The 20,241-nt window shown below is 67.7% G+C and carries 17 protein-coding genes; 7 read left to right on the top strand and 10 right to left on the bottom strand.

Annotated features, from left to right (window positions below):
* Positions 1-2 precede the first annotated feature (2 nt).
* From K32_RS16455 to K32_RS16430, 6 genes are all read right to left on the bottom strand, one after another.
* Entirely contained in the window at positions 3-1,058 is a 1,056-nt protein-coding gene (locus tag K32_RS16455; RefSeq protein WP_244669549.1) for a class II aldolase/adducin family protein, read from the bottom strand.
* A 459-nt stretch (positions 1,059-1,517) separates the two neighbouring features.
* Positions 1,518-2,624: a substrate-binding domain-containing protein gene (locus tag K32_RS16450; RefSeq protein ID WP_201400561.1), complete on the bottom strand. Its 1,107-nt coding sequence runs from the start codon at positions 2,622-2,624 to the stop codon at positions 1,518-1,520.
* 69 nt (positions 2,625-2,693) lie between these two features.
* Entirely contained in the window at positions 2,694-3,644 is a 951-nt protein-coding gene (locus K32_RS16445; RefSeq protein WP_201400560.1) for an ABC transporter permease, read from the bottom strand.
* Positions 3,645-3,651: 7 nt separating this feature from the next.
* On the bottom strand, positions 3,652-4,635 hold the full coding sequence (locus tag K32_RS16440) for an ABC transporter permease (protein WP_201400559.1): 984 nt from the start codon (positions 4,633-4,635) through the stop codon (positions 3,652-3,654).
* Positions 4,635-6,161: a sugar ABC transporter ATP-binding protein gene (locus K32_RS16435; protein ID WP_201400558.1), complete on the bottom strand. Its 1,527-nt coding sequence runs from the start codon at positions 6,159-6,161 to the stop codon at positions 4,635-4,637. The genes K32_RS16440 and K32_RS16435 overlap by 1 nt, the downstream gene beginning before the upstream one ends.
* Positions 6,162-6,238: 77 nt before the next feature.
* Positions 6,239-7,036: a DeoR/GlpR family DNA-binding transcription regulator gene (locus K32_RS16430; RefSeq protein ID WP_201400557.1), complete on the bottom strand. Its 798-nt coding sequence runs from the start codon at positions 7,034-7,036 to the stop codon at positions 6,239-6,241.
* A 297-nt stretch (positions 7,037-7,333) separates the two neighbouring features.
* On the opposite strand from K32_RS16430, the gene K32_RS16425 reads away from it, so the two are divergent.
* The 4 genes from K32_RS16425 to K32_RS16410 all read left to right on the top strand — a co-directional run bounded on the left by K32_RS16425 (position 7,334) and on the right by K32_RS16410 (position 11,891).
* Entirely contained in the window at positions 7,334-9,436 is a 2,103-nt protein-coding gene (locus K32_RS16425) for a bifunctional rhamnulose-1-phosphate aldolase/short-chain dehydrogenase (protein ID WP_201400556.1), read from the top strand.
* Between the two features lie 163 nt (positions 9,437-9,599).
* Entirely contained in the window at positions 9,600-10,892 is a 1,293-nt protein-coding gene (rhaI, locus tag K32_RS16420; protein WP_201400555.1) for an L-rhamnose catabolism isomerase, read from the top strand.
* A 264-nt stretch (positions 10,893-11,156) separates the two neighbouring features.
* Positions 11,157-11,420: a glycine zipper domain-containing protein gene (locus K32_RS16415; RefSeq protein WP_201400554.1), complete on the top strand. Its 264-nt coding sequence runs from the start codon at positions 11,157-11,159 to the stop codon at positions 11,418-11,420.
* A 204-nt stretch (positions 11,421-11,624) separates the two neighbouring features.
* Positions 11,625-11,891, top strand: a complete 267-nt coding sequence (locus K32_RS16410; protein ID WP_201400553.1) for a glycine zipper domain-containing protein — start codon at positions 11,625-11,627, stop codon at positions 11,889-11,891.
* A gap of 106 nt (positions 11,892-11,997) precedes the next feature.
* On the opposite strand, the gene K32_RS16405 is transcribed toward K32_RS16410, so the two are convergent.
* Both K32_RS16405 and K32_RS16400 read right to left on the bottom strand, forming a co-directional pair.
* Complete coding sequence (locus K32_RS16405; RefSeq protein WP_201400552.1) at positions 11,998-13,980, bottom strand: peptide ABC transporter substrate-binding protein; 1,983 nt, start codon at positions 13,978-13,980, stop codon at positions 11,998-12,000.
* 106 nt (positions 13,981-14,086) lie between these two features.
* Positions 14,087-14,563, bottom strand: coding sequence for a YbaK/EbsC family protein (locus K32_RS16400; protein ID WP_201400551.1), 477 nt, complete (start codon positions 14,561-14,563; stop codon positions 14,087-14,089).
* Between the two features lie 110 nt (positions 14,564-14,673).
* Here K32_RS16400 and K32_RS16395 point away from each other — a divergent pair, with 110 nt between their 5' ends.
* On the top strand, positions 14,674-15,303 hold the full coding sequence (locus K32_RS16395; RefSeq protein ID WP_201400550.1) for a hypothetical protein: 630 nt from the start codon (positions 14,674-14,676) through the stop codon (positions 15,301-15,303).
* Between the two features lie 303 nt (positions 15,304-15,606).
* Here the strand turns inward: K32_RS16395 and K32_RS16390 are convergent, their stop codons facing one another.
* Positions 15,607-16,503 carry a metallophosphoesterase gene (locus K32_RS16390; protein ID WP_244669998.1) on the bottom strand — a complete coding sequence of 299 codons (897 nt, stop codon included), beginning with the start codon at positions 16,501-16,503 and terminating at the stop codon, positions 15,607-15,609.
* Between the two features lie 299 nt (positions 16,504-16,802).
* On the opposite strand from K32_RS16390, the gene K32_RS16385 reads away from it, so the two are divergent.
* Positions 16,803-17,258: an NUDIX domain-containing protein gene (locus tag K32_RS16385; RefSeq protein WP_201400548.1), complete on the top strand. Its 456-nt coding sequence runs from the start codon at positions 16,803-16,805 to the stop codon at positions 17,256-17,258.
* A 203-nt stretch (positions 17,259-17,461) separates the two neighbouring features.
* Positions 17,462-17,962, top strand: coding sequence for a GNAT family N-acetyltransferase (locus K32_RS16380; RefSeq protein WP_201400547.1), 501 nt, complete (start codon positions 17,462-17,464; stop codon positions 17,960-17,962).
* Between the two features lie 190 nt (positions 17,963-18,152).
* Here K32_RS16380 and K32_RS16375 read toward each other — a convergent pair whose 3' ends face one another.
* Positions 18,153-20,231: a hypothetical protein gene (locus tag K32_RS16375; protein WP_201400546.1), complete on the bottom strand. Its 2,079-nt coding sequence runs from the start codon at positions 20,229-20,231 to the stop codon at positions 18,153-18,155.
* Positions 20,232-20,241 lie beyond the last annotated feature (10 nt).

Genomic DNA, 20,241 nt, shown 5'->3' with positions numbered 1-20,241 from the left:
TGTCAGCTCTTGGCGGCGCTGGCGAGCGCGCGCCGGTAGATCTCGGCGTCCCAGGTGACCAGTTCCTGTTCCTGCTCGACGGTCAAATAGTTCACCGGCGTGCCGGGCGGGATGCGGCCGGTGACGTCGGCGAGCGCCCGGGCGAGCGCGTCGCCGCCGTTCAGGACCTCCTTGTGGATGAGGACGCCCTTGCCGGGCACGGCGATCAGCATCGGGGCGATCGGGGATCGTGCTGCGAGCGCGGCCGGCGTGTCGCCCGCGTCGAGCACGGCGATGCCGCTGCCGAGGAACACGACGTGGTCGGGATAGATCGTGCCCTGGCGGGCGATGGCGAGGCGTTCGGGATCGGTGGCGGTCGCATGCGCCGCCGGATCGGCGGGCAGGCGATAGGGCGAACCCTCGGCCAGCGCTTCGAGCGCTGCTATGTCGGCCGTCGGCGCGGCGCGGACGGGCGAGGCCAGCGCCGCCGAGACGCGCTCGATCAGGCGGCCGGCCTCGGCGACGGTCTCGGCCGCGACGATCAGGCCGTGATTGCCGAGGATGACGACATTGGTGCCGGGCTTCGAAACGGCGTCGATCTCGCGCGCCAGCGGCAGGCCGGGCTTCACATAGGGGACATAGGCCCAGGTGACGCCGGCAAGCCCTTCGAGCCGGGCGGCGATCACGGCTTTCGCATCCTGCCGGCCGACCAGCGCGACGGTCTCGACGCAGTGGATGTGCAGCACGGCGGGGAACGGAATGACGGCGTGAACCGAGGTCTCCACGGACGGGCGAAGGCCGAGCGGGTTTTCCTCGGCGATGACAAAATCGGTCGCCTTGGCGGCACGCTCGTCGTTTTCGGCGACGGCGGCGAGCAGTGGCTCCAGCGCCACCGGCAGGAAGATCTCGCGATCCTCGGCCTCGGCGAGCCAGGTTCCGGAGGCCTTCACCCAGAGGATGCCGTCGCGCTTCAGCGAGGTGTTGCCGCCGGCCGCCTGGGTGCGGTGCGGATCGCGCCCGAGCGCGGCGGACAGCGTCTTCAAGGCGACGAATTCGGGATCATGGGCAGAAATGGACACTATCCGGCTCCGGATGGGCATGCGGTGAACAGGGGCAGAGCATCATCCATCCGAGTGGAATCCGGCTCTTCACCTCTCCTATGGGGAGAGGTCGGACCGTCAGGTCCGGGTGAGGGGGTAGGGAATTCTCCGGATGAGGCCGTAACCCTCATCCGCCGCGCGCGTGCGTGGACCTCTCGCTCCGGCAGATCTTTGCAGCACGCCGTCCCATCATCCTGAGGAGGCCCGAAGGGCCGTCTCGAAGGACGCAGGGTGGTCGTGCAGTTCCTGCCCAGAGGCCGTGCGTCCTTCGAGACGGCTTTCTTCGAAAGCCTCCTCAGGATGATGGAGATCGGGACCTGCATGACCGTGGCGTTCTGCTCGGGTCTCCATAGGCGCAGAGGAAGAATGGATCCGACTTTCGTCGGGCTTGAGAGGAACGCGAGGCATGGCGGACCATGCCTCGCGCGCTGGATCCGATCAGAAATCGAAGTCCTTGATGTTTTCCTTGGTGAAGGTGAACGGGGCGCCGAGCAGGATCTCGGAACCGTTGATCACCTGCAGATCGCCGAGCTTGCCGGCCTTGACCGAGGTCGCGCCGGGCTTCAGGTCGCCGTCGGCGGTGGCGCGCAGCACCTGCAGCGCGGCATAGCCGAGATCAACCGGGTTCCAGAGCACGACCGACTTGACGCAGTCCTTCTCGACATACGGCTTCATGGCGTTCGGCGTGGCGAGGCCGATGACGGAGATCTTGCCGCACTTGCCGGCCTGGGTGACGGCCTCGGCGGTTGCCGGGGTCGCGACCGAGGTCATGCCGAAGAGGCCCTTCAGGTCGTCGCCATGCTTGTTGATCAGCGTCGTCGCCTGGTTGAAGGAGAGGACGTTGTCTTCCTGCGCCTCGACGGTCTCGAGCCACTTCATGTTGGGATGGCACTTCGCCTGGTAGGCCTCCATCTCGGCGATCCAGCGCGCCTGGTTCGGCGTGGTGAAGGTCGAGGTGACGATGGCGAACGAGGCGTCCTCGCCGACTTCCTTGGCCATGTTGTCGACCAGGGACTTGGCGATGCCGTTGAACTCGGCCTGGTTGACGAACCACTGGCGGGCGTCGGGCTCGGAGTTGGCATCATAGCCGACGACGTTGATGCCGGCGGCGAGCGCCTTCTTCAGCACGGGCGCGATGGCGACCGGGTCGTTGGCGGCGAACAGGATGCCGTCGACGCCCGACGTGATGTAGTTGTCGATGAACGAGATCTGCTGGTCGATGTTGGCCTGGGTCGGGCCGTCGGTCTTGGCCTCGACATTGCCGAGTTCCTTGGCCGCTTCGGCGATGCCCTTCGAGGTGGCGTTGAAATAGCCGATGCCGATCAGCTTCGGCACGTCGACTACCTTGATCGGCTTGGCCTTGCGGTCCGGCGCATTGGTCGGCACGCCGCCGTCATAGGGCTTGGCCTCGGCCTTGCCCGGGGTGCCGTCGCAGGCGAGCGGGTTGGTCGGCAGGTCGTCGCCGCCCGTCCAGTTCCCTGCAAAGGCGGCGCTGCTGACGCCGAGGCTTAGGCCTAGCGCCAGGGCTACGGTTCTCTTCAACATGGCTCTTCTCCTCCAAAATGACGCCGGGGCCTTTGTTGTTGCGGCGAGACCCCTTCGTCCCCTGCTTGATCAGCCGTCGCCTTCGCGGCTGAAGAGATTGCTCGCGACGATCGCGAGGATGAGCACGAGGCCGATGACGACAATGGTGCCGTCGCCCTTGACCCCGGAGAGCGCGAGTCCGTTCTTCAGCGCCTGCATCAGGATGAGGCCGAGAACGGTGCCGATGATGGTGCCCCGCCCGCCGAAGATCGACGTGCCGCCGAGCACCACGGCTGTGATGACGTCGAGCTCCAGGCCGGTGCCCATGTCGGAGCGCGTGGTCGAGACGCGCGAGACGAAGATGACGCCGGCGAGGCCTGCGACGAGGCCGGAGGCCGTGTAGATCAGCAGCTTGGTGCGGTCGACGCCGATGCCGGAGAAGCGTGCGCCGGTCTCGTTGGCGCCGGTCGCATAGGTGGCGCGGCCGAAGGTGGTGAGCCCGAGGATGACGGCGGCGATGACGACCAGGAGGCCGAGGATCCAGAGCTGGGTCGGCACGCCGAGCACCTCGCCCTGGCCGAGCACGAAGAACCAGTCCGGATAGCCGCGCACCGAGCGGGCCTGGCTGATGCCCTCGGCGAGGCCGCGATAGAGCGCGAGCGTCGCCAGCGTCGCGATCAGCGGCGGCACCTTGAAGCGGGTGATGATCAGGCCGTTGACCAGCCCGCCGATGCCGGCGGCGAAGATCGCGAGCACCATGGCGACCGGCAGGGGAATGCCGAGATTGTGCCAGAACACGCCGAGCAGGATCGCCGTCAGGCCGAGGATGGAGCCGACCGAGAGGTCGATGCCGCCGGTGACGATCACGAAGGTCATGGCGAGCGCCACCAGCCCGACCTCGGCCATCAGCCGACCCTGGTTCAACAGGTTGGCGGTGGTGAAGAAGCGGTCGGACTGGGTCGCCAGCGCGAAGAGCACCAGGACGAGCAGGATCGCGAGGATCGTCTCGTGGCGGAGCAGGGAGCGGAGCGTTGCGGTCATCGGATCGTCACCGGAGCCGGCGTCGCCGCGCCATGTCGGCGAGCACGGTGACGAGGATCAGAAGACCCTGCACGGCGCGCAGCCAGTAGGCGGAGACATTGAGGAAGATGAGCGAGGAGGCGATCGCGGCGAACAGGATCGCGGCCAGTGTCGAGCCGATCACCGTGCCGGTGCCGCCGAGGATCGAGACGCCGCCGACGACGGAGGCAGTGATCACGGTCAGCTCCAGATTGGGCGGCACGGTCGACTGGATCACCTGCAGCTGGGTTGCGAACAGCACCGCCGCGATGCCGGCGAAGGCGCCGTGGATGGCGAAGACGATGACGGTCGAGCGCTCGACCTGGATGCCGGCGACGCGTGCCGCCTCGACATTGCCGCCGATCGCGTAGATCGTCCGGCCGAAGCCGGAATAGCGCATCCAGAACGCCACCAGCGCCGTCAGGATCACCATGAACCAGACCGGCGAGGGGATATCGAACAGGCGGAACTGCGCGATCAGGTAGTCGGCCGGCAGGTTGGTGATCCAGGCGCCGGCGGTGACGCTGATCAGCCCGCCCTTCAGGATCGACAGCATGCCGAGGGTGACGACGATCGACGGGATGCGCAGATAGGCGATCAGCGCGCCGACGCCGGCATTGACGAGGATGCCGATCAGGACCGGCGCCAGCCAGGCGAGCCAGATCGGATAGCCGTTGACGGCGAGCGTGCCGGAGATCGTCGCCAGGACGCCGATCAGCGAGCCGACGGCGACGTCGATGTGGCCGGAGATGATGACCAGCGACATGCCGATCGCGGCGACGGCGATATAGGCGTTGCCGGCGAAGATGTTGGTGATGTTGTTGGCGCCGAGGAAGCGCGGGTTGACGAAGCTGACGACGACGAAGAGCGCGAGGATGGCGCCGAGCAGGATGAATTCCTGGCCATAGGCGGCGATGCGCTTCATCGGATGCATGGCGGGCGCCGGCCGGGCGACGGCGGAGGGCGACGACATCAGGCGACCTCCGCCTGGGCGACGCCGACATCGTTGGCGCTGGTGTGCATCATGGCGGCGCCGACCGCGTCGGGTGTCGCGGCGGCGCGGTCGAACTCTGCAACGATGCGGCCATTGCTCATGACGAGCACGCGGTCGCTCATGCCGAGCACCTCGGGCAGCTCGCTGGAGATCATCAGCACGGCGAGGCCCTGGCCGGCGAGGCGGCTCATCAGCGCGTGGATCTCGGCCTTGGCGCCGACGTCGATGCCGCGCGTCGGCTCGTCCATGATCAGCACGCGCGGCTCGGTCGCCACCCATTTTGCCAGCACGACCTTCTGCTGGTTGCCGCCGGAGAGCTGGCGTACGAGCTGCTCCGGCCCGCGGGCGCGGATGCCGAAGCGCTGGATCAGCTCCTTCGCCAGGTTGGATTCCTTGACGCGGTCGACGATGGTCGCCGTCGAGATGCGGTCGAGCAGGGCGAGCGACAGGTTCTCGCGGATGGTCTGCGGCTTGATCAGGCCCTGCAGGCCGCGATCCTCCGGCACATAGGCGATGCCGAGGTCGCGCGCCTGCTTCGGGTCGGAGATGACGATCGGCTTGCCGTCGAGCAGGATCTCGCCCGACGTCGCCGGCGTGATGCCGAAGATGGTGAGCGCGAGCTCGGTGCGGCCGGAGCCGATCAGCCCGGCGATGCCGAGGATCTCGCCCGCCCGCAGCGTGAACGAGACGTCCTCGACCTCGTCGCGATAGCCGACATTGCGCAGCTCCAGCACCGGCGCGCCGATCTCGGTATCGACCTTCGGAAAGAGCTGGTCGACCGGGCGGCCGACCATCATCGACACCAGATCGCCCTCGGTGATCGCGCCGATGTCGTGCGTGCCGACATAGGCGCCGTCGCGCAGCACGGTGACGCGGGTCGCGAGAGCGAAGATCTCCGGCATGCGGTGCGAGACATAGACGATGGCGACGCCGCGGTCGCGAAGCCGGCGGACCACGTCCATCAGCCGGCGCGCGTCGGTATCGGAGAGCGCCGCCGTCGGCTCGTCCATGATCAGGACGCGCGCGTCCTGCGACAACGCCTTGGCGATCTCGACGCGCTGGCGGTTGGCGACGGAGAGGCTGCCGACGCGGGCGTCGACGTCGAGGTCGTGGCTGTCGAGATCGTCGAGCAGGCGGCGCGCCTCGTCGCGCATCTTCGTCCAGTCGAGCGCGTTCATCGTCGTGCGCGGCGCGTGGCCGAGGAAGATGTTCTCGGCGACCGAGAGCTCGGGGAAGAGCAGGAGTTCCTGGTAGACGGTGGCGATGCCGGCGGCGCGGGCCTCGCGCGGCGAGGCGAAGCGCACGACCGCGCCGTTGACGCGGATCTCGCCCGTGTCGGGCGTGTGTACGCCTGCCATGACCTTGATCAGCGTCGACTTGCCGGCGCCGTTCTCGCCCATCAGCGCATGGACCTCGCCCGGCCGGACGTCAAACGAGACGTCCTTCAAAGCCTTGACGCCGGCGAACGATTTCGACACCCCCTCCAGGGCGAGAATCGGCTGCATTTCTTGGCGTTTCCCTTGAACGTCCGGCTTTGCCGCCGGTTTTCTTGTTGGCCGGGATTGGCGCGTTTTCTGGTTCGCTAGCTCTCCGGTTCGACCTCGACGACATCGACGATGACGCCGGCGTCGCGCAGCATGTCGCAGGCTTCCTTCGGGGCGGAGCTGTCCGTGATCACCCGGTCGAGCTGGGTCAAGGGACAGAGGATCAGGCTGCCGCGCGGCTGGAACTTCGAGCCGTCGACGAGCGCGATCACCTGCTCGGCCTGCTTCAGCATCTTCTGTTCGGCCTTGATCAGGACGGGGTCGCCCTCGATCAGTCCCTGGCGGCGGATGGCGTGCGCGCCGAGGAAGAACCGCGTCGCGTAGAAATGTTCGATCACCGTATCGTTGGTGTAGGGGCTGACGACCATGCGCTGTTCGCGATGGATGTCGCCGCCCGGCAGCACGACCTGGCAGTCGCCATTGCCGATCAGATAGAGCGCGAGATCGAGTGAATTGGTGAGGACGCGCAGCTTGCGTTCGGCGATGTGCGGCCCGAGGCAGTAGGTCGTGGTGCCGCCATTGACGATGATGGATTCCCCGACCGCGCAGAGTTCCGCCGCCGCCCGGGCGATGGCGCGCTTGGCGGCGAGGTTCTGCAGGCGCTGCTCCTCGAAGGCCGGCGTCATCAGGCTGCGCATGCCGTTGTTTTCGCCGCCATGCAGCCGCTCGGCGCCGCCGCGCACCTTGCGCAGCTGGCCCTCGTCGTTGAGCGCCGTGATGTCGCGCCGGATCGTTGCCTCGGAGGCGCCGGTCAGGCCGACGAGCTGCGCCACCGTGACGACGGGCCGTTCGGCCACCTCGCCGAGGATGATCCTGTGGCGCTCGATTTCGTGCATTCTTTCCTCCGACGGGACTGGATTGTCCAAGCTTTCCGATGATTGTCAATCAGAAACGATCATTCTCGATAATGATGCGTCGCAATACAGTCATTTACGATCATAATGCAGCGCAATATTCGCGGTTTGGTGCTTTGATATGATTGGACTTGATTGACAAGCGCTGCGGTCCCTGACAGATCATGATCCACACTTGCGTGGTCCCCGGTCTGACGGTCCGGGTGACGTCCCCCGTGGATGGTTCGCCGATCCGAGGCGCTCGCCTTGCGAAGCGGCGGCCGATCAAGAGCACCGATCATGACCGAATCCGCTTCCTCGCACCTTCTCGACAACCGCTGGGACGACGCCAAGGCCGCCGGCCTCAGCGAGCCGGAGCTGCTGCTGTATCGCTCGAACCTGCTCGGTTCCGACAAGCGCATCACCAATTTCGGCGGCGGCAACACCTCCGCCAAGGTGACCGAGAAGGATCCGCTGACGGGACAGGATGCGACCGTGCTCTGGGTCAAGGGTTCGGGCGGCGACGTCGGTTCGATGAAGCTCGACGGTTTCGCCACCCTCTACCAGGACAAGCTCGAAGCGCTGAAGGGCATCTATCGCGGCCTCGAGCACGAGGACGAGATGGTCGGCTACCTGCCGCATTGCACCTTCAACCTGAACCCCCGCGCGGCCTCGATCGATACGCCGCTGCACGCCTATGTGCCCTACAGGCATGTCGACCACATGCATCCCGACGCGATCATCGCCATCGCCGCGTCGGAGAATTCGAAGGAACTGACGAAGCAGATCTATGGCGACACGATCGGCTGGCTGCCCTGGAAGCGGCCCGGTTTCGAGCTCGGCCTCTGGCTGTCGAAATTCGCCACCGAGAACCCCAACGCCAAGGGCGTCGTGCTCGAAAGCCATGGCCTGTTCACCTGGGCCGACACCTCCAAGGAAGCCTATGAGCTGACGCTCGAGATCATCAACAAGGCGATCGCCTGGTTCGCGAGCGAGACGAAGGGCAAGGCGATCTTCGGCGGCGCCGTCGCGCAGTCGCTCGACGCCGAGAAGCGCCGCGCCGTCGCAGCGAGCCTGATGCCTGAGATCCGCGGCCGCATCGGGAAGCAGGAATCGAAGATCGGTCATTTCGACGACCAGCCGGCCGTGCTCGAATTCGTCAATTCCGCTCAGCTTCGCTCTTTGGCGGCCCTTGGCACGTCCTGCCCCGATCATTTCCTGCGCACCAAGATCCGTCCGCTGGTCGTCGACTATGATCCGGCCAGGGACAATCTGGACGCCGTGCTGGAAGGCCTCGATGGCGCGCTCGACGCCTACCGCGCCGACTATGCGGCCTATTACGACCGTTGCAAGCATGCCGACAGCCCGGCGATGCGCGATCCCAACGCCGTCGTCTATCTGGTGCCCGGCGTCGGCATGATCACCTTTGCCCGCGACAAGGCCACCGCCCGCATCGCCGGCGAGTTCTACGTCAACGCCATCAACGTGATGCGCGGCGCCTCGACGGTCTCGACCTATGTCGGGCTGCATGAGCAGGAGGCCTTCGATATCGAGTACTGGCTGCTCGAAGAGGCCAAGCTGCAGCGCATGCCGAAGCCGAAGTCGCTCGCCGGCCGCATCGCCTTCATCACCGGCGGCGCCGGCGGCATCGGCTCGGCCACCGCCGTCCGCTACCTGCAGGAAGGCGCGGTCGTCGTGGTCGCCGACATCGACCAGGCGGCGCTCGATACGACCGTCTCCGGCCTCGGCGCCAAGTTCGGCAAGGACAACATCCGCGGCGTCATCGCCAACGTCACCAGCGAGGGCGCGGTCGACAAGGCGTTCCACGACACGCTGATCGAGTATGGCGGCATCGACATCCTCGTCTCCAATGCCGGCATCTCCTCCGCCGCGCCGTTCGAGGAGACGACGCTGGAGACCTGGGACAAGAACATCGCGATCCTCGCGACCGGCTATTTCCTCGTCTCCCGCGCCGCCTACCGGATCATGAAGACGCAGAAGCTCGGTGGCTCGATCGTCTTCATCGCGTCGAAGAACGGCCTCGCGGCGTCGGCCGGCGCCTCGGCCTATTGCACCGCCAAGGCGGCCGAGATCCATCTCGCCCGCTGCCTGGCGCTGGAGGGCGCGCCGTTCGGCATCCGCGTCAACACGATCAATCCCGACGCGGTGCTGCGCGGCTCGAAGATCTGGCAGGGCGAATGGCGCCAGCAGCGCGCCCAGTCGAACAAGGTCGGCGAGGACGATCTCGAGGAGTTCTACCGCAACCGCTCGCTTTTGAAGCGCAGCGTGTTCCCGGAGGACATCGCCGAGGCCGCCTATTTCCTCGCCGCCGATCTCTCGAACAAGTCGACCGGCAACATCATCAATGTCGATGCGGGCAACGTGATCAGCTTTGCCCGCTGAGACAGACCCTGCCGTCATCCCGGGCTTGACCCGGGATCCATTCAGCCGAGGCCTCTGGCTGAATGGATCCCCGCCTTCGCGGGGATGACGGAGAAGGCTGGATCTCGGCTCGCTCCCGAGCGGGTCGCTCCATAAGAAACGAAGGTTCGGGGAGGAACCGCGCATGACCGATCTTCCGATTTCCGCAGACTTGCTCGCCGAGCAGAACAAGGCCGGGGACGCGGCGCTCGCCAATGACTATGCCTCGCTCGGCGAACAGCTGGACCGGCGCGGCCTCGACATCGATGCGATCACGCGCAAGGTCGCGGCCTTCTCCGTCGCCGTGCCGTCCTGGGGCGTCGGCACCGGCGGCACGCGCTTCGCCCGCTTCGCCGGCCCCGGCGAGCCGCGCGGCATCTTCGAGAAGCTCGACGATTGCGCCGTCATCAACCAGCTGACCCGCGCCACGCCCAACGTCTCCTTGCACAATCCCTGGGACAAGGCGGACCCGAAGGCGCTCAAGGCGCATGCCGACGCGCTCGGCCTCGGCTTTGACGCGATGAACTCGAACACCTTTTCCGACGCCAGGGACCAGAAGCTCTCTTATAAATTCGGCTCGCTGTCGCACACCGACGCGGCCGTCCGCCAGCAGGCGATCGAGCACAACATCGAGACGATCGAGATCGGCAAGGTGCTGGGCTCGAAGGCGCTGACGGTGTGGATCGGCGACGGCTCCAACTTCCCCGGTCAGTCGAACTTCACCGGCGCGTTCGAGCGCTATCTCGAGGCGATGAAATCCGTCTACCGCGCGCTGCCGGACGATTGGCGCGTCTTCACCGAGCACAAGCTCTATGAGCCGGCTTTCTACTCGACCGTCGTGCAGGACTGGGGCACCAACTATCTGATCGCCCAGGAGCTCGGCCCGAAGGCGTTCTGTCTGGTCGACCTCGGCCACCATGCGCCGAACGTCAACATCGAGATGATCGTCGCGCGGCTGATCCAGTTCGGGAAGCTCGCCGGCTTCCACTTCAACGATTCGAAATATGGCGACGACGATCTCGATGCTGGCTCGATCAATCCGTTCCAGCTCTTCCTCGTTTTCAACGAGCTGGTCGACGCCGAATACCGCAAGGCCAGGGCCTTCGACCCTGCCTACATGATCGACCAGTCGCACAACGTCACCGACCCGATCGAGAGCCTGATGGCGAGCGCGATCGAGATCCTGCGCGCCTATGCGCAGGCGCTCATCGTCGATCGCGCGGGACTCGGCGAACATCAGCAGGCGAACGATGTATTGATGGCGAATCAGACGCTGAAGCGTGCCTTCACCACGGATGTCGGCCCGATTCTCGCCAAGGCGCGGCTGGCCAAGGGCGGCGCGATCGATCCGATCGGCGTCTATCGCGCATCCGGCTATAGGGCGAGGGTGTCAGCCGAAAGGCCGTCCACCGGCGGCAGTTCCAGCGGCATTGTCTGACCTTTTTGCATCGATTGCGACAATTGGAAGGGGCGATCCGGCCCATGGCCGGGTTGCCTCTTCTCTGTGCCCTCCGGACCAGCTAGCTTGACTTCGAGCCTGACTGACCCTTCAAGGGGGGCGGGTGCATGGCCGCGACCCTGACCGTCTGTGATCCATGCGATCGCGGAGCGGAAATGGGTCGAGCGCCGTTGTGAGGGAAGCCGCCGGTTCTCTTCGTCCTTGGCGGTCGCTCTCGGGGGTTCATGTGGACAGGAGATATTGATGAAGAAGGCTTCTACGCTCGTAATGCTCGTCGCCCTCGGCGCTGTGGTTGCAGGCTGCACCACCGGCTCGCGTGCCGGTGACGGTGCCGTCGTCGGCGGTCTCGCCGGTGCGGCCATCGGTGGTCTCGCAGGCGGCAGCGTCGGCGCGGCTGCGATCGGCGCCGGCATCGGTGCCGTGTCGGGCGCGATCATCGCCGACGCCACCGGCCGTTGCTACTGGAAGGACGATCGCGGTCGTCGTCACTACACGTCCTGCCGCTAATTTGTTTTCTTGATTTGTTGGAACGGCCGGGACCTCGTCCCGGCCGTTTCTTTTTGGCCGCGCGCGCGCGTTTCCGTACGCGTCCGGACCGATCCGGCCGGAACTGATCCGGGAGCTCCGCATTACCAAATGGCATGGTGCAGCCGGACGCGCCGCCCGGAACCGATAGGTTGGGCGGATCGCGCCGCGTCAGAGGAGGTAGAGATGAAGAGAGCCCCGCTCGTGATCGCTTTCGCCCTGTCGGGCGCCATTCTGGCCGGTTGCACGACCGGCTCGCGAACGGGCGATGCGGCATTGCTCGGCGGTGCCACGGGCGCCGCGATCGGCGGCCTCGCGACCGGCAAGGCGGGTGGCGCGCTGATCGGCGCTGGCGTCGGCGCGGTCACCGGCGCGATCATCGCCGACGCGACGACCGGCCGCTGCTACTGGCGCGACGAATATGGCCGCCGCCATTACGTCGCCTGTCGCTAGCGCGTCTTCGAGCGAAGCAAATCCTGGTTCGCGCCTGATAATTTGAGCCGTATCCGGATCCTTTCACCGCTTCAGACAGGCGGTGAAAGGATCGGATTGCGGCTCTTCAGTTCACCGTCATGAAGCGCGTCGGGTGAACGTTGCGCGGGTTGTCCTGCCAGCCGCCGAGCGTCGGCGACACCAGCGACAGCGAGACATAGCCGAGCAGCGGCAGGATCGGCGCGTCGCCGGCCAGCATGGCGGAGGCGGTATTGAGGTCCTTCAGCCGCTTGTCCATGTCCATCTCGGTCGCGGCCTGGTCGAGCAACTGGTCGTAGCCGGGATTGCGATAGCGCGGATAGTTGAAGCGGACATTGTCGCTCCGCAGCACCGTCAGCAGGTCGATCGGGTCGATCTCGTCGGCGATCCAGCCGGTGCGGGCGACGTCGAAATCGCCGCCGTCGCGCAATCTCGCGAAATGCGCGGCGTTCGGCTCGGTCACTACCGTCGCCTCGACGCTGATCGCCTTCCACTGCGCCGCGATGGCGCGCGCCGTTTCCTCGTGCCCCATGCCGGTGCCGACGCGGATCGTCAGCGTCAGGGGCTGCGGGCCGGCCGGCGCGGCAGGCTTGGCTTCTGCCACCTTGATATCAGCCGATTGGCTGTCGGAGGCTTCCGCCGACTGGGGCTCGTCCTCGTGCTTTGTCGCCTCAGTGCCGGCCTTGTCCGAGACTTCGCCGGCGGGCGCGGTATCCGCCGCCTTGGCTTCCTGGCTGGCTTCCTTGCCGTCGGCAGGATCGGCCTTGCCGGCGTTGGCCGGCGCGCCGTCGGGCTTCACGCTCGAAGGCTCGACCGCCGAGGGCTCGACCGTCGAAGGCTTGGCATCGGCAGCCTTGGTGTCAGCCGGCTTGAGGTCCGTCGACTTGCTGTCCGAAGATTTGGCGTCCGGAGCCTGGATATCGGCTGCCTGGATGTCGGCTGGCTTGGCCGTTTCCTTTGTCGGAGTCGCTTCCGGTGCCACCGCTTCCGGCGCCGCTCCGAATCCGGCCGCTTCGAGCAGCTGGCGCGCTTCGGCGCGGCGGATCTCAATCGGCTCCGGCGTCTTCGCGGGAATGCCGGAGAGCTCGGCCGGCACCAGCGTCTCGGTCGGGATCATGGCGCCCGACCAGACCGCGCTGGCCAGCGCCGGGCGGTCGATCGCCATCGACAGCGCGCGGCGGACGACGATGTTGTCGAACGGCTTCTTCGTCGTGTTGAACGCGTAATAATAGGTGCCGGGATAGGGCGCGAGGCGCAGGGCTGCGCCGAATTCGCCGCGCAGGTCCTGCAGGGTCTCGGTTGGCACGTCCGGGCAGGAGAGCACGGTCTTGGCGCGGAAGGCCTCGACGCAGTCGGCCGGGCTTTCGAACGGCTTGTAGACGACGCTGTCGATCGGCATCGCCTTGGCGTCGCGGAAGCGCGCGTTCTTGACGAGAATATAGCCGTCCTTCTTGTCGATGGCCGCGAGGCGATAGGCGCCGTTCGAGACGATCTTGCCGGTCGAGCCGAAATCGGCGCCGAGCTTCTTGATCGTCGCGACATTGACGGGCAGCGCCACCGGCAGCGCCAGCCGCAGCAGGAAGGTCGGCACCGGCCGTTCCAGCGTGATCTCCAGCGTCGTCGCGTCGGGAGCGGCGACGCCGAGCGTCTCGGGCTTCGCGCTGCCCTGCTGCACGGCGTTGGCGTTCTGGATGACGAGGAGGGGGCCGGTCTCGGTCGCGCCGGTCGCCGGCGTGAACAGCCGGCGGAACGAGGCGACGAAATCGGAAGCCTTGACGACGTCGCCGTTCGACCAGCGCGCGTCGGGGCGGAGCGTGAAGGTGTAGACGCGGCCGTCCGGCGAGATGGTCCAGTTTTCGGCCGCGCCCGGGATCGGGCGGCCCCCGGCGTCGAGCGTCACCAGGCCTTCGAACAGGTCGTAGAGGATGGGGGTCTCGTTGAAGGTCGCGGCCTTCTGCGGGTCGAGCGTCTCCGGAGCCCGCACCAGCCCGCGCGGGTAGATCACGTCGGCGCTGGCGGGCACCACGGCGGTCGCCGCGAGCATCACGCCGGCGATCCAGGCGAATCGCATTCTCATTTCTCCGTATTCCATCCCGACCCGGCGCGGATCATCCCCAGAAATCAGGCGATCTCAAGCCGTTCCGCAGTTTTCCCGGGATGGATCGTCGCGGGGGGCGTCACCCCATGGCGATCGCGGGCGCTTCGATCGCTCGTTGCAGCGCGGCCGGGCTCACGGCGAACAGCGCATGCGGCGTTCCCGCCGCCGCGAAGACGCGCTCGAACGCCAAAAGGTCGCGGTCGAACCAGCAGGCGAGCCGGGTCGAATGGGCGAAGGGCGGAATGCCGCCGATGGCGAAGCCCGTCGCGGCGCGCACGAAGGCGGCATCCGGCCGCTCGATCGGCTCGCCGATCGTCGTGGCAACCTTCTTCTCGTCGACCCGGTTGGAGCCGGAGACGAGGAGCAGGATCGGCGCGCCGCTTGTCACGCCGCGAAACACCAGCGACTTGACGATCTCGCCGACCGAGCATTCGCACGCCGCCGCCGCTTCCTCCGCCGTGCGGGTCGAGGCCGGCATGACGCGGAGCGCGATGTCGAGGCCGAAGGATCTTGCTGCCTCGGCGACCCGGAGCACGGGGCCGGAAAGCTCGGTCATGGTCGTCCCCCTCTGAGCCTTGCCGCGCCCGTGGCGATCGGTAGATGCGCCGGGGCGTCGGATTTGCTAAAGACAGAGAGAAGATCGTCGCCCTGGTTCGGAGTCAACGGATGAACGACGCAAGCGGCAGGCGCGGGCCGGAACGCGGGTCGGCGTCCAACGTCCGCAATCTCGCCGACGCGATCCGCAAGGTCCGTCTGGCCGAAGCAGAGCGAGCCGATGTCGTGGTGGAACTGCGCGATACGGAACGGGCGCGGCTCGAGATGCTGGTCGAGGCGCTCGAGGGCGTCTTCGCCGAGGTGCCCGAGGGCGACGACCAGTTCGTCGCCGCCATCGATACCGGCAGCCAGCCGCGCTTCTGGATCGACATGACGGCCTTCGTCAGCATGGCGCGCGACCGTCGCACCTATCGCTTCCTGAAGGATACAAGGCTCGGCCGCACGGTCATCCTCGAGACGGCCGACCTCGACGACATGGCCGATTGCGTCATGCACTATGTCGCCGAGCGCGTCATCGAGCGCGAACGGGCGCTGGAGGGCGACTGGCTGATCCAGCGCGCTGCGCAGCAGGATGCGCGCCCCGGCCGCCGCACGCTCGGCCGCCAGGTGCCGGAATCGCAGCCCGTCACGCCGCCGCCGGCGCGCGCCAATACCGGCTGGATCGTCTCGGCCTTCCTCGGCGGCCTCCTCCTCGGCGTCATCGGCCTCTTCGCCTATGCCTGGGTGCATGTCGGCGGGTAGGGGGCTCCGGACCGTATTCCCCGAAACCCGGCCATCATCCTGAGGTGCCCGGCGAAGCCGGGCCTCGAAGGAGGGTCCAGGGAACGCTCCTGATGTCGTCCGATGGACGTCGTCTGCAAACCGGAGTGCCCGCTGGATCCTCCTTCGAGGCTTCGCTTACGCGAAGCACCTCAGGATGATGGTGGAGCGCGCAGCGGACATGCGGGATCCGCAAGGCGGAGGCTTCGGCTGCATGGATCCCGGGTCAAGCCCGGGATGACGGCGAGCATGTTGCGCAGGCCAGCGCATGCCGGCCGGAGGCCGCTACCCCACCCGCCGTTCGCGGATCACCTCGATGCCGGTGCCGGGCGCGCCGTAGCCGCGCTCGACGAGCGAGCAGCGCCAGTTGCCCGGTTCGCCCTCGATGCCGAACAGATTGTAGCGGCCGGCCGGCTTGTGGCCGCCGGGGGCGTTGGCGGCGGACGGCACGCCGATCACCGGCACGCGGCCTTCCGGCCCCTCGATGCTCTCGAAGCTGTCGATATGGGTGTGGCCGTGCAGGATCAGCTCGGCGCCGACTTCCTTGATCAGGGCGCGGATGCGCCCGGCGCCGACCAGGCGCTTGTGCCAGGCCGTCGCCTTCTTGAAGGGCGGGTGATGGATCAGCACGACGCGGTAAAGGCCTTCGTCGCGGGCGCGGATCAGCATGTCGCGCAGGAGCGGCAGCGTCGAAGCCTCGACATGGCCGGTCGCCATGAACGGCGCCGAGGCGCGGGCGCTGGAGACGCCGATGATGGCGGCGGGGCCGCGGCGGCGCAGATAGGGGAAGGTGACGCGGCCGAGCGGCGTGCCTTCGTCGCCGGTCACATAGGGCGCCCAGAGCGCCAGCGCCTTGGCGAGCGCGCCCGGAACATAGGCATCGTGATTGCCGGGCACGAAGGAGACGTCGTGCGGCGCGCCGACCGCCTTCAGCCAGTCGCCGGCGGCGACGATCTCGGCGGGAAGGGCGATGTTGACGAGGTCGCCGGTGACGGCGATGTGGTCCGGCGTACGGGCCAGCATGTCCTCGATCAGCCCCGCCAGCACTTCGCCGCCGAGCGAACGGACGCGGTTGCGCCGCCAGTTGACGTAGCCGAGCACCCGCTTCGAGGCGAGCTCCAGCGTGCGCGGACGCGGCAGCGGGCCGAGATGCGGATCGGAGAGGTGGGCGAGCACGAACATCGTCATCGGCTTAGCGAAGCCGGACGCACCCGTCCAGTTGCAACGCCGCAACCGGCATGCGGCGCATCGTCGGGACGGCCGCTGACCGCATAAAAGCAAACGGCGCCAACATGGGGCGCCGCCGGGCGGATCGGTCAGGTGATCCGCCGCATCTGAAGAGGATTTGGGAAACCCGAGGCCGGCCTGCCAGACCGCCGGACGCGACGCTGCCATGTTTGTTGCGCATGCCTTATCAAGGTGGAGGCGGCGCTGCCGTTGTTGTCCTCCTATCACAGCCCTTCCGGAACGGACCGATCGGCATGTACTCCTTTCTCGCTCGTCTTGGCGGCCTGGCCGCGCCGGTGCTTCGCGGCATGACGCTCGGCGTGCGCGGCGCCTGTTTTGATGCCGACGGGCGGGTGTTCCTGGTCCGCCATTCCTATACGCCGGGATGGTATCTGCCGGGCGGCGGCGTCGAGCGGGGCGAGAGCGCGGCTGAGGCGCTGGCGCGGGAACTGCGCGAGGAGGGCGGCATCATACTTGGCGCATCGCCGTCGCTCTTCGGCATCTACGTCAATCCGAAGCGGCGGCGCGATCATGTCGTGGTCTTCGTCTCGTACGATTTCGACCGGCCGGCTCCGCCCGCCTATCCCAACCGCGAGATCGCCGAGGCCGGCTTCTTCGATCCCGGCGCTTTGCCCGAGGCGACGACGCCGGCGACGCGGCGGCGTCTCGGCGAGATTTTAGACCGGGTGCCCGCCTCGGCGCATTGGTGATTGCCGAGGCCGCCGACCCATGCTATGCGCGGTTCATTGCGTTCCGGAACCTGACATGACTCCGAGCCTTCTTCTGCGACGACGAACCGACGGCCGTGACTTCACGTCACGCGATGCCGTTCGACTGTTCGTCCCGAGGATGCGCCGCGATTGACGCCCGTGTCCGTCGGACAGTGACATGCCCTTCCGACGAGACGCCTCCCATGAAAATCGACTCCTTCACGGTCCTCTCCGAGCAGCCTGCTGACGACGCCGCCATCGAAGCCCTGCACGAGATCTCGTTCGGGCCCGGCCGGTTCGCCCGCGCGGCCTCGCTGCTGCGCGAAGGGGTGCCGCAGGATCCTGAGCTTTCCTTCGTCGCCAAGAGCGGTGAGCGGCTGATCGGTTCGGTCCGGCTGACGCCGATCCGCATCGGCGGCCGGAAGGCGATCCTGCTCGGCCCGCTCGTCGTGGTGCCGGACTGGAAGGGCAGGGGCGCGGGCAAGTCGCTGATGCGGACCGCGATCGCCGCTGCGCGCGAGGCCGGCCACACCGTCATCCTGCTGGTCGGCGACGAGCCCTATTATGGCCCGTTCGGCTTCGTCCGCCTGAAGCCCTACCAGGTCAGCCTGCCGGCGCCGGCCGATCCGGCCCGGATCCTCGTCTGCCCGCTCACCGACGACGCGCTGGAAGGCCTCGGCGGCGCGGTGGAACGGGCAGGGTAGGGCAGGCCTCGACCCACTTTCTCCAGCGAGACGCCTCTACCTCCGCCGTCATCCCTGCGAAAGCAGGGATCCACCACGGCCGTGAAGCCGATCGCGCGAGCCTCCCGGCGCCTCGGCTGCATGGATCCCGGCTCGGAGGCCGGGATGACGGCGAGCGTGGGCACGATGGTCCCACCGTCCCGAAGCGTGACTACCGCCCCTCGCGGTACCAGGTCGCGGCCATGACGCCGAGGAGGGCGGCGAGGCCGAGGAAACCGGAGAAGAGCGGCCAGCGGTCGACACCCCGGAGCACCGAGGCCTCGGTCATGCGCACACCCATCCAGTCGCGGCCCGACATGGCGCGGCCGGCCTGCATCGGCAGGATGCGCGGCGTCTCCAGCGTGCCGTCCGCCGAGGCCATGCGGGCGATATGCCCGCCGGTCGCCTGCACGACGGGCCCGAGCTTGTCGAAGGTCGAGATCACGTCGGTGAATTCGCGCGGATTGGCGGGGCCGACATGGGCGAAGGCGCGGCGTTCGCCGTCCTCGACGCGCCAGAGGCCGATCTCGTCGGCCGGCATCTCGATCTGGAACCGGCCGGGTCCGGCCGGGGCGAGCGTCAGGGTCCGCGTCGCGCCGGAGGGGGCGATCACCGTCACCGGGCCGATCGTCTCCTGCATGGTCTGGCGCTCGATGGCGAGCGTGGCGCCGCGCGCCGTCGCCCGGAGCGCCTCCTCTTCCAGGTCCGGCTCCTTCATCAGCCAGTGCGCCAGCCGGCGCAGCAGGTCGACATGCGGGCCGCCGCCCTCGAAGCCGCGGGCCCAGAGCCAGACCTGGTCGGAAAGCAGCAGCGCCACGCGGCCCTTGCCCTCGCGCTGCAGCACCAGCAGCGGATCGTCGTCGGCGCCCTTCATGATCACCTCGCCGTCGGGCTTGTCGACCTCGACCTGGCGGAACCAGCGGCTCCAGCGCGGCGGCTCCGAATTGGCGCCTTCGAGGCCGCGCGTCACGGGATGGCGCTGGCCGAGATCGGTGACGCGCGGGCTGAACGGCTTTTCTAGCACGCGGCCGGTGGGCGCTGCCGGCAGCACATCGGCGAGCGGCGTCGCATAGAGGCTGTCGTCGGAGGCATAGTCCGGCCCGGAGGCGACGAGCAGCGCGCCGCCTTCGCGGACATAGCGGGCGATGTTGTCGAAATAGACCGTCGGCAGCACGCCGCGCTGCGCGTAGCGGTCGAAGATGATCAGGTCGAATTGGTCGATCTTGACCGAGAACAGCTCGCGGGTCGGGAAGGCGATCAGCGACAATTCGTTGATCGGCGTGCCGTCCTGCTTCTCCGGCGGGCGCAGGATGGTGAAATGCACGAGGTCGACCGCGGCGTCTGACTTCAGCAGGTTGCGCCAGATCCGCTCGCCGGCATGCGGCTCGCCGGAAACCAGCAGGACGCGGAGATTCTCGCGGATGCCGTCGATGACGGCGGCGGCGCGGTTGTTGACCGTCGTCAGCTCGCCGTCGAGCGGGGCCGCCTCGAACTCGACGATGTTCTGGCCTGCATGGCTGATCTCGATCGGGAAGCGGTTGAGCGCGCCCGGCGTCACCGTCTCGGTGGCGAGCGGCTCGCCGTCGCGGCTGATGGTGACGCGGACCGGCTCGTTCGAGGGCGCACCCTGGTCGAGCACGGTATATTCGATGATCTGGCTCTCGCCGACGATGGCGAAGCGGGGGGCGGAGCGGATCACCATCTGGCGGTCGCGCTCGTCGTCATGGCCGGAAATCAGCGCGTGCAGCGGCGCGCCGCCGAAGGGAGAGCCGGCCGGCAGCGGCACGTCGTGCACCTCGCCATCGGTCAGCATGACGACGGCGCCGAGCCGCTCCGGCGCGACGTCGGCGAGCGCGGTGCCGAGCGCGGTGAACAGTTCCGTGCCGTCGACAGGGGCCGCGCCGGTCTTGCCGCCGGCCTCGACGGTGCGGATCTCGATGTTGCGGAGGTCGCCGAGGCGCTTCGTCAGCGCGTCGCGCGCGGCCTCGGTGGTCGCGGCGCGGCCGTCGAGATCCTGGCTGGCGCTCTTGTCGACGACGACGGCGACGACCGTCGGCAGCGGCTGGCGGTCCTCGGCGAGGAGAACCGGGCCGGCGAGCGCGGCGACGAGGGCGGCAAGTGCGGCGAGGCGGATCCAGGCGCCGCGCATCCGCCGGATGAGCAGCGGCGCGATCGCGAGCAGGCCGACGACGGCCAGCGCCGTCAGCCAGGTCAGCGGGATCAGCGGCGCGAAGGTCAGCGACCAGTTCACTGTCCAGCCC

Origin of the sequence: Kaistia sp. 32K, assembly GCF_016629525.1 — a bacterium.
Lineage (GTDB): Bacteria > Pseudomonadota > Alphaproteobacteria > Rhizobiales > Kaistiaceae > Kaistia.
Note: the sequence above shows the minus strand (reverse complement) of the source record. Positions and strands in the feature narration are given on the sequence as shown.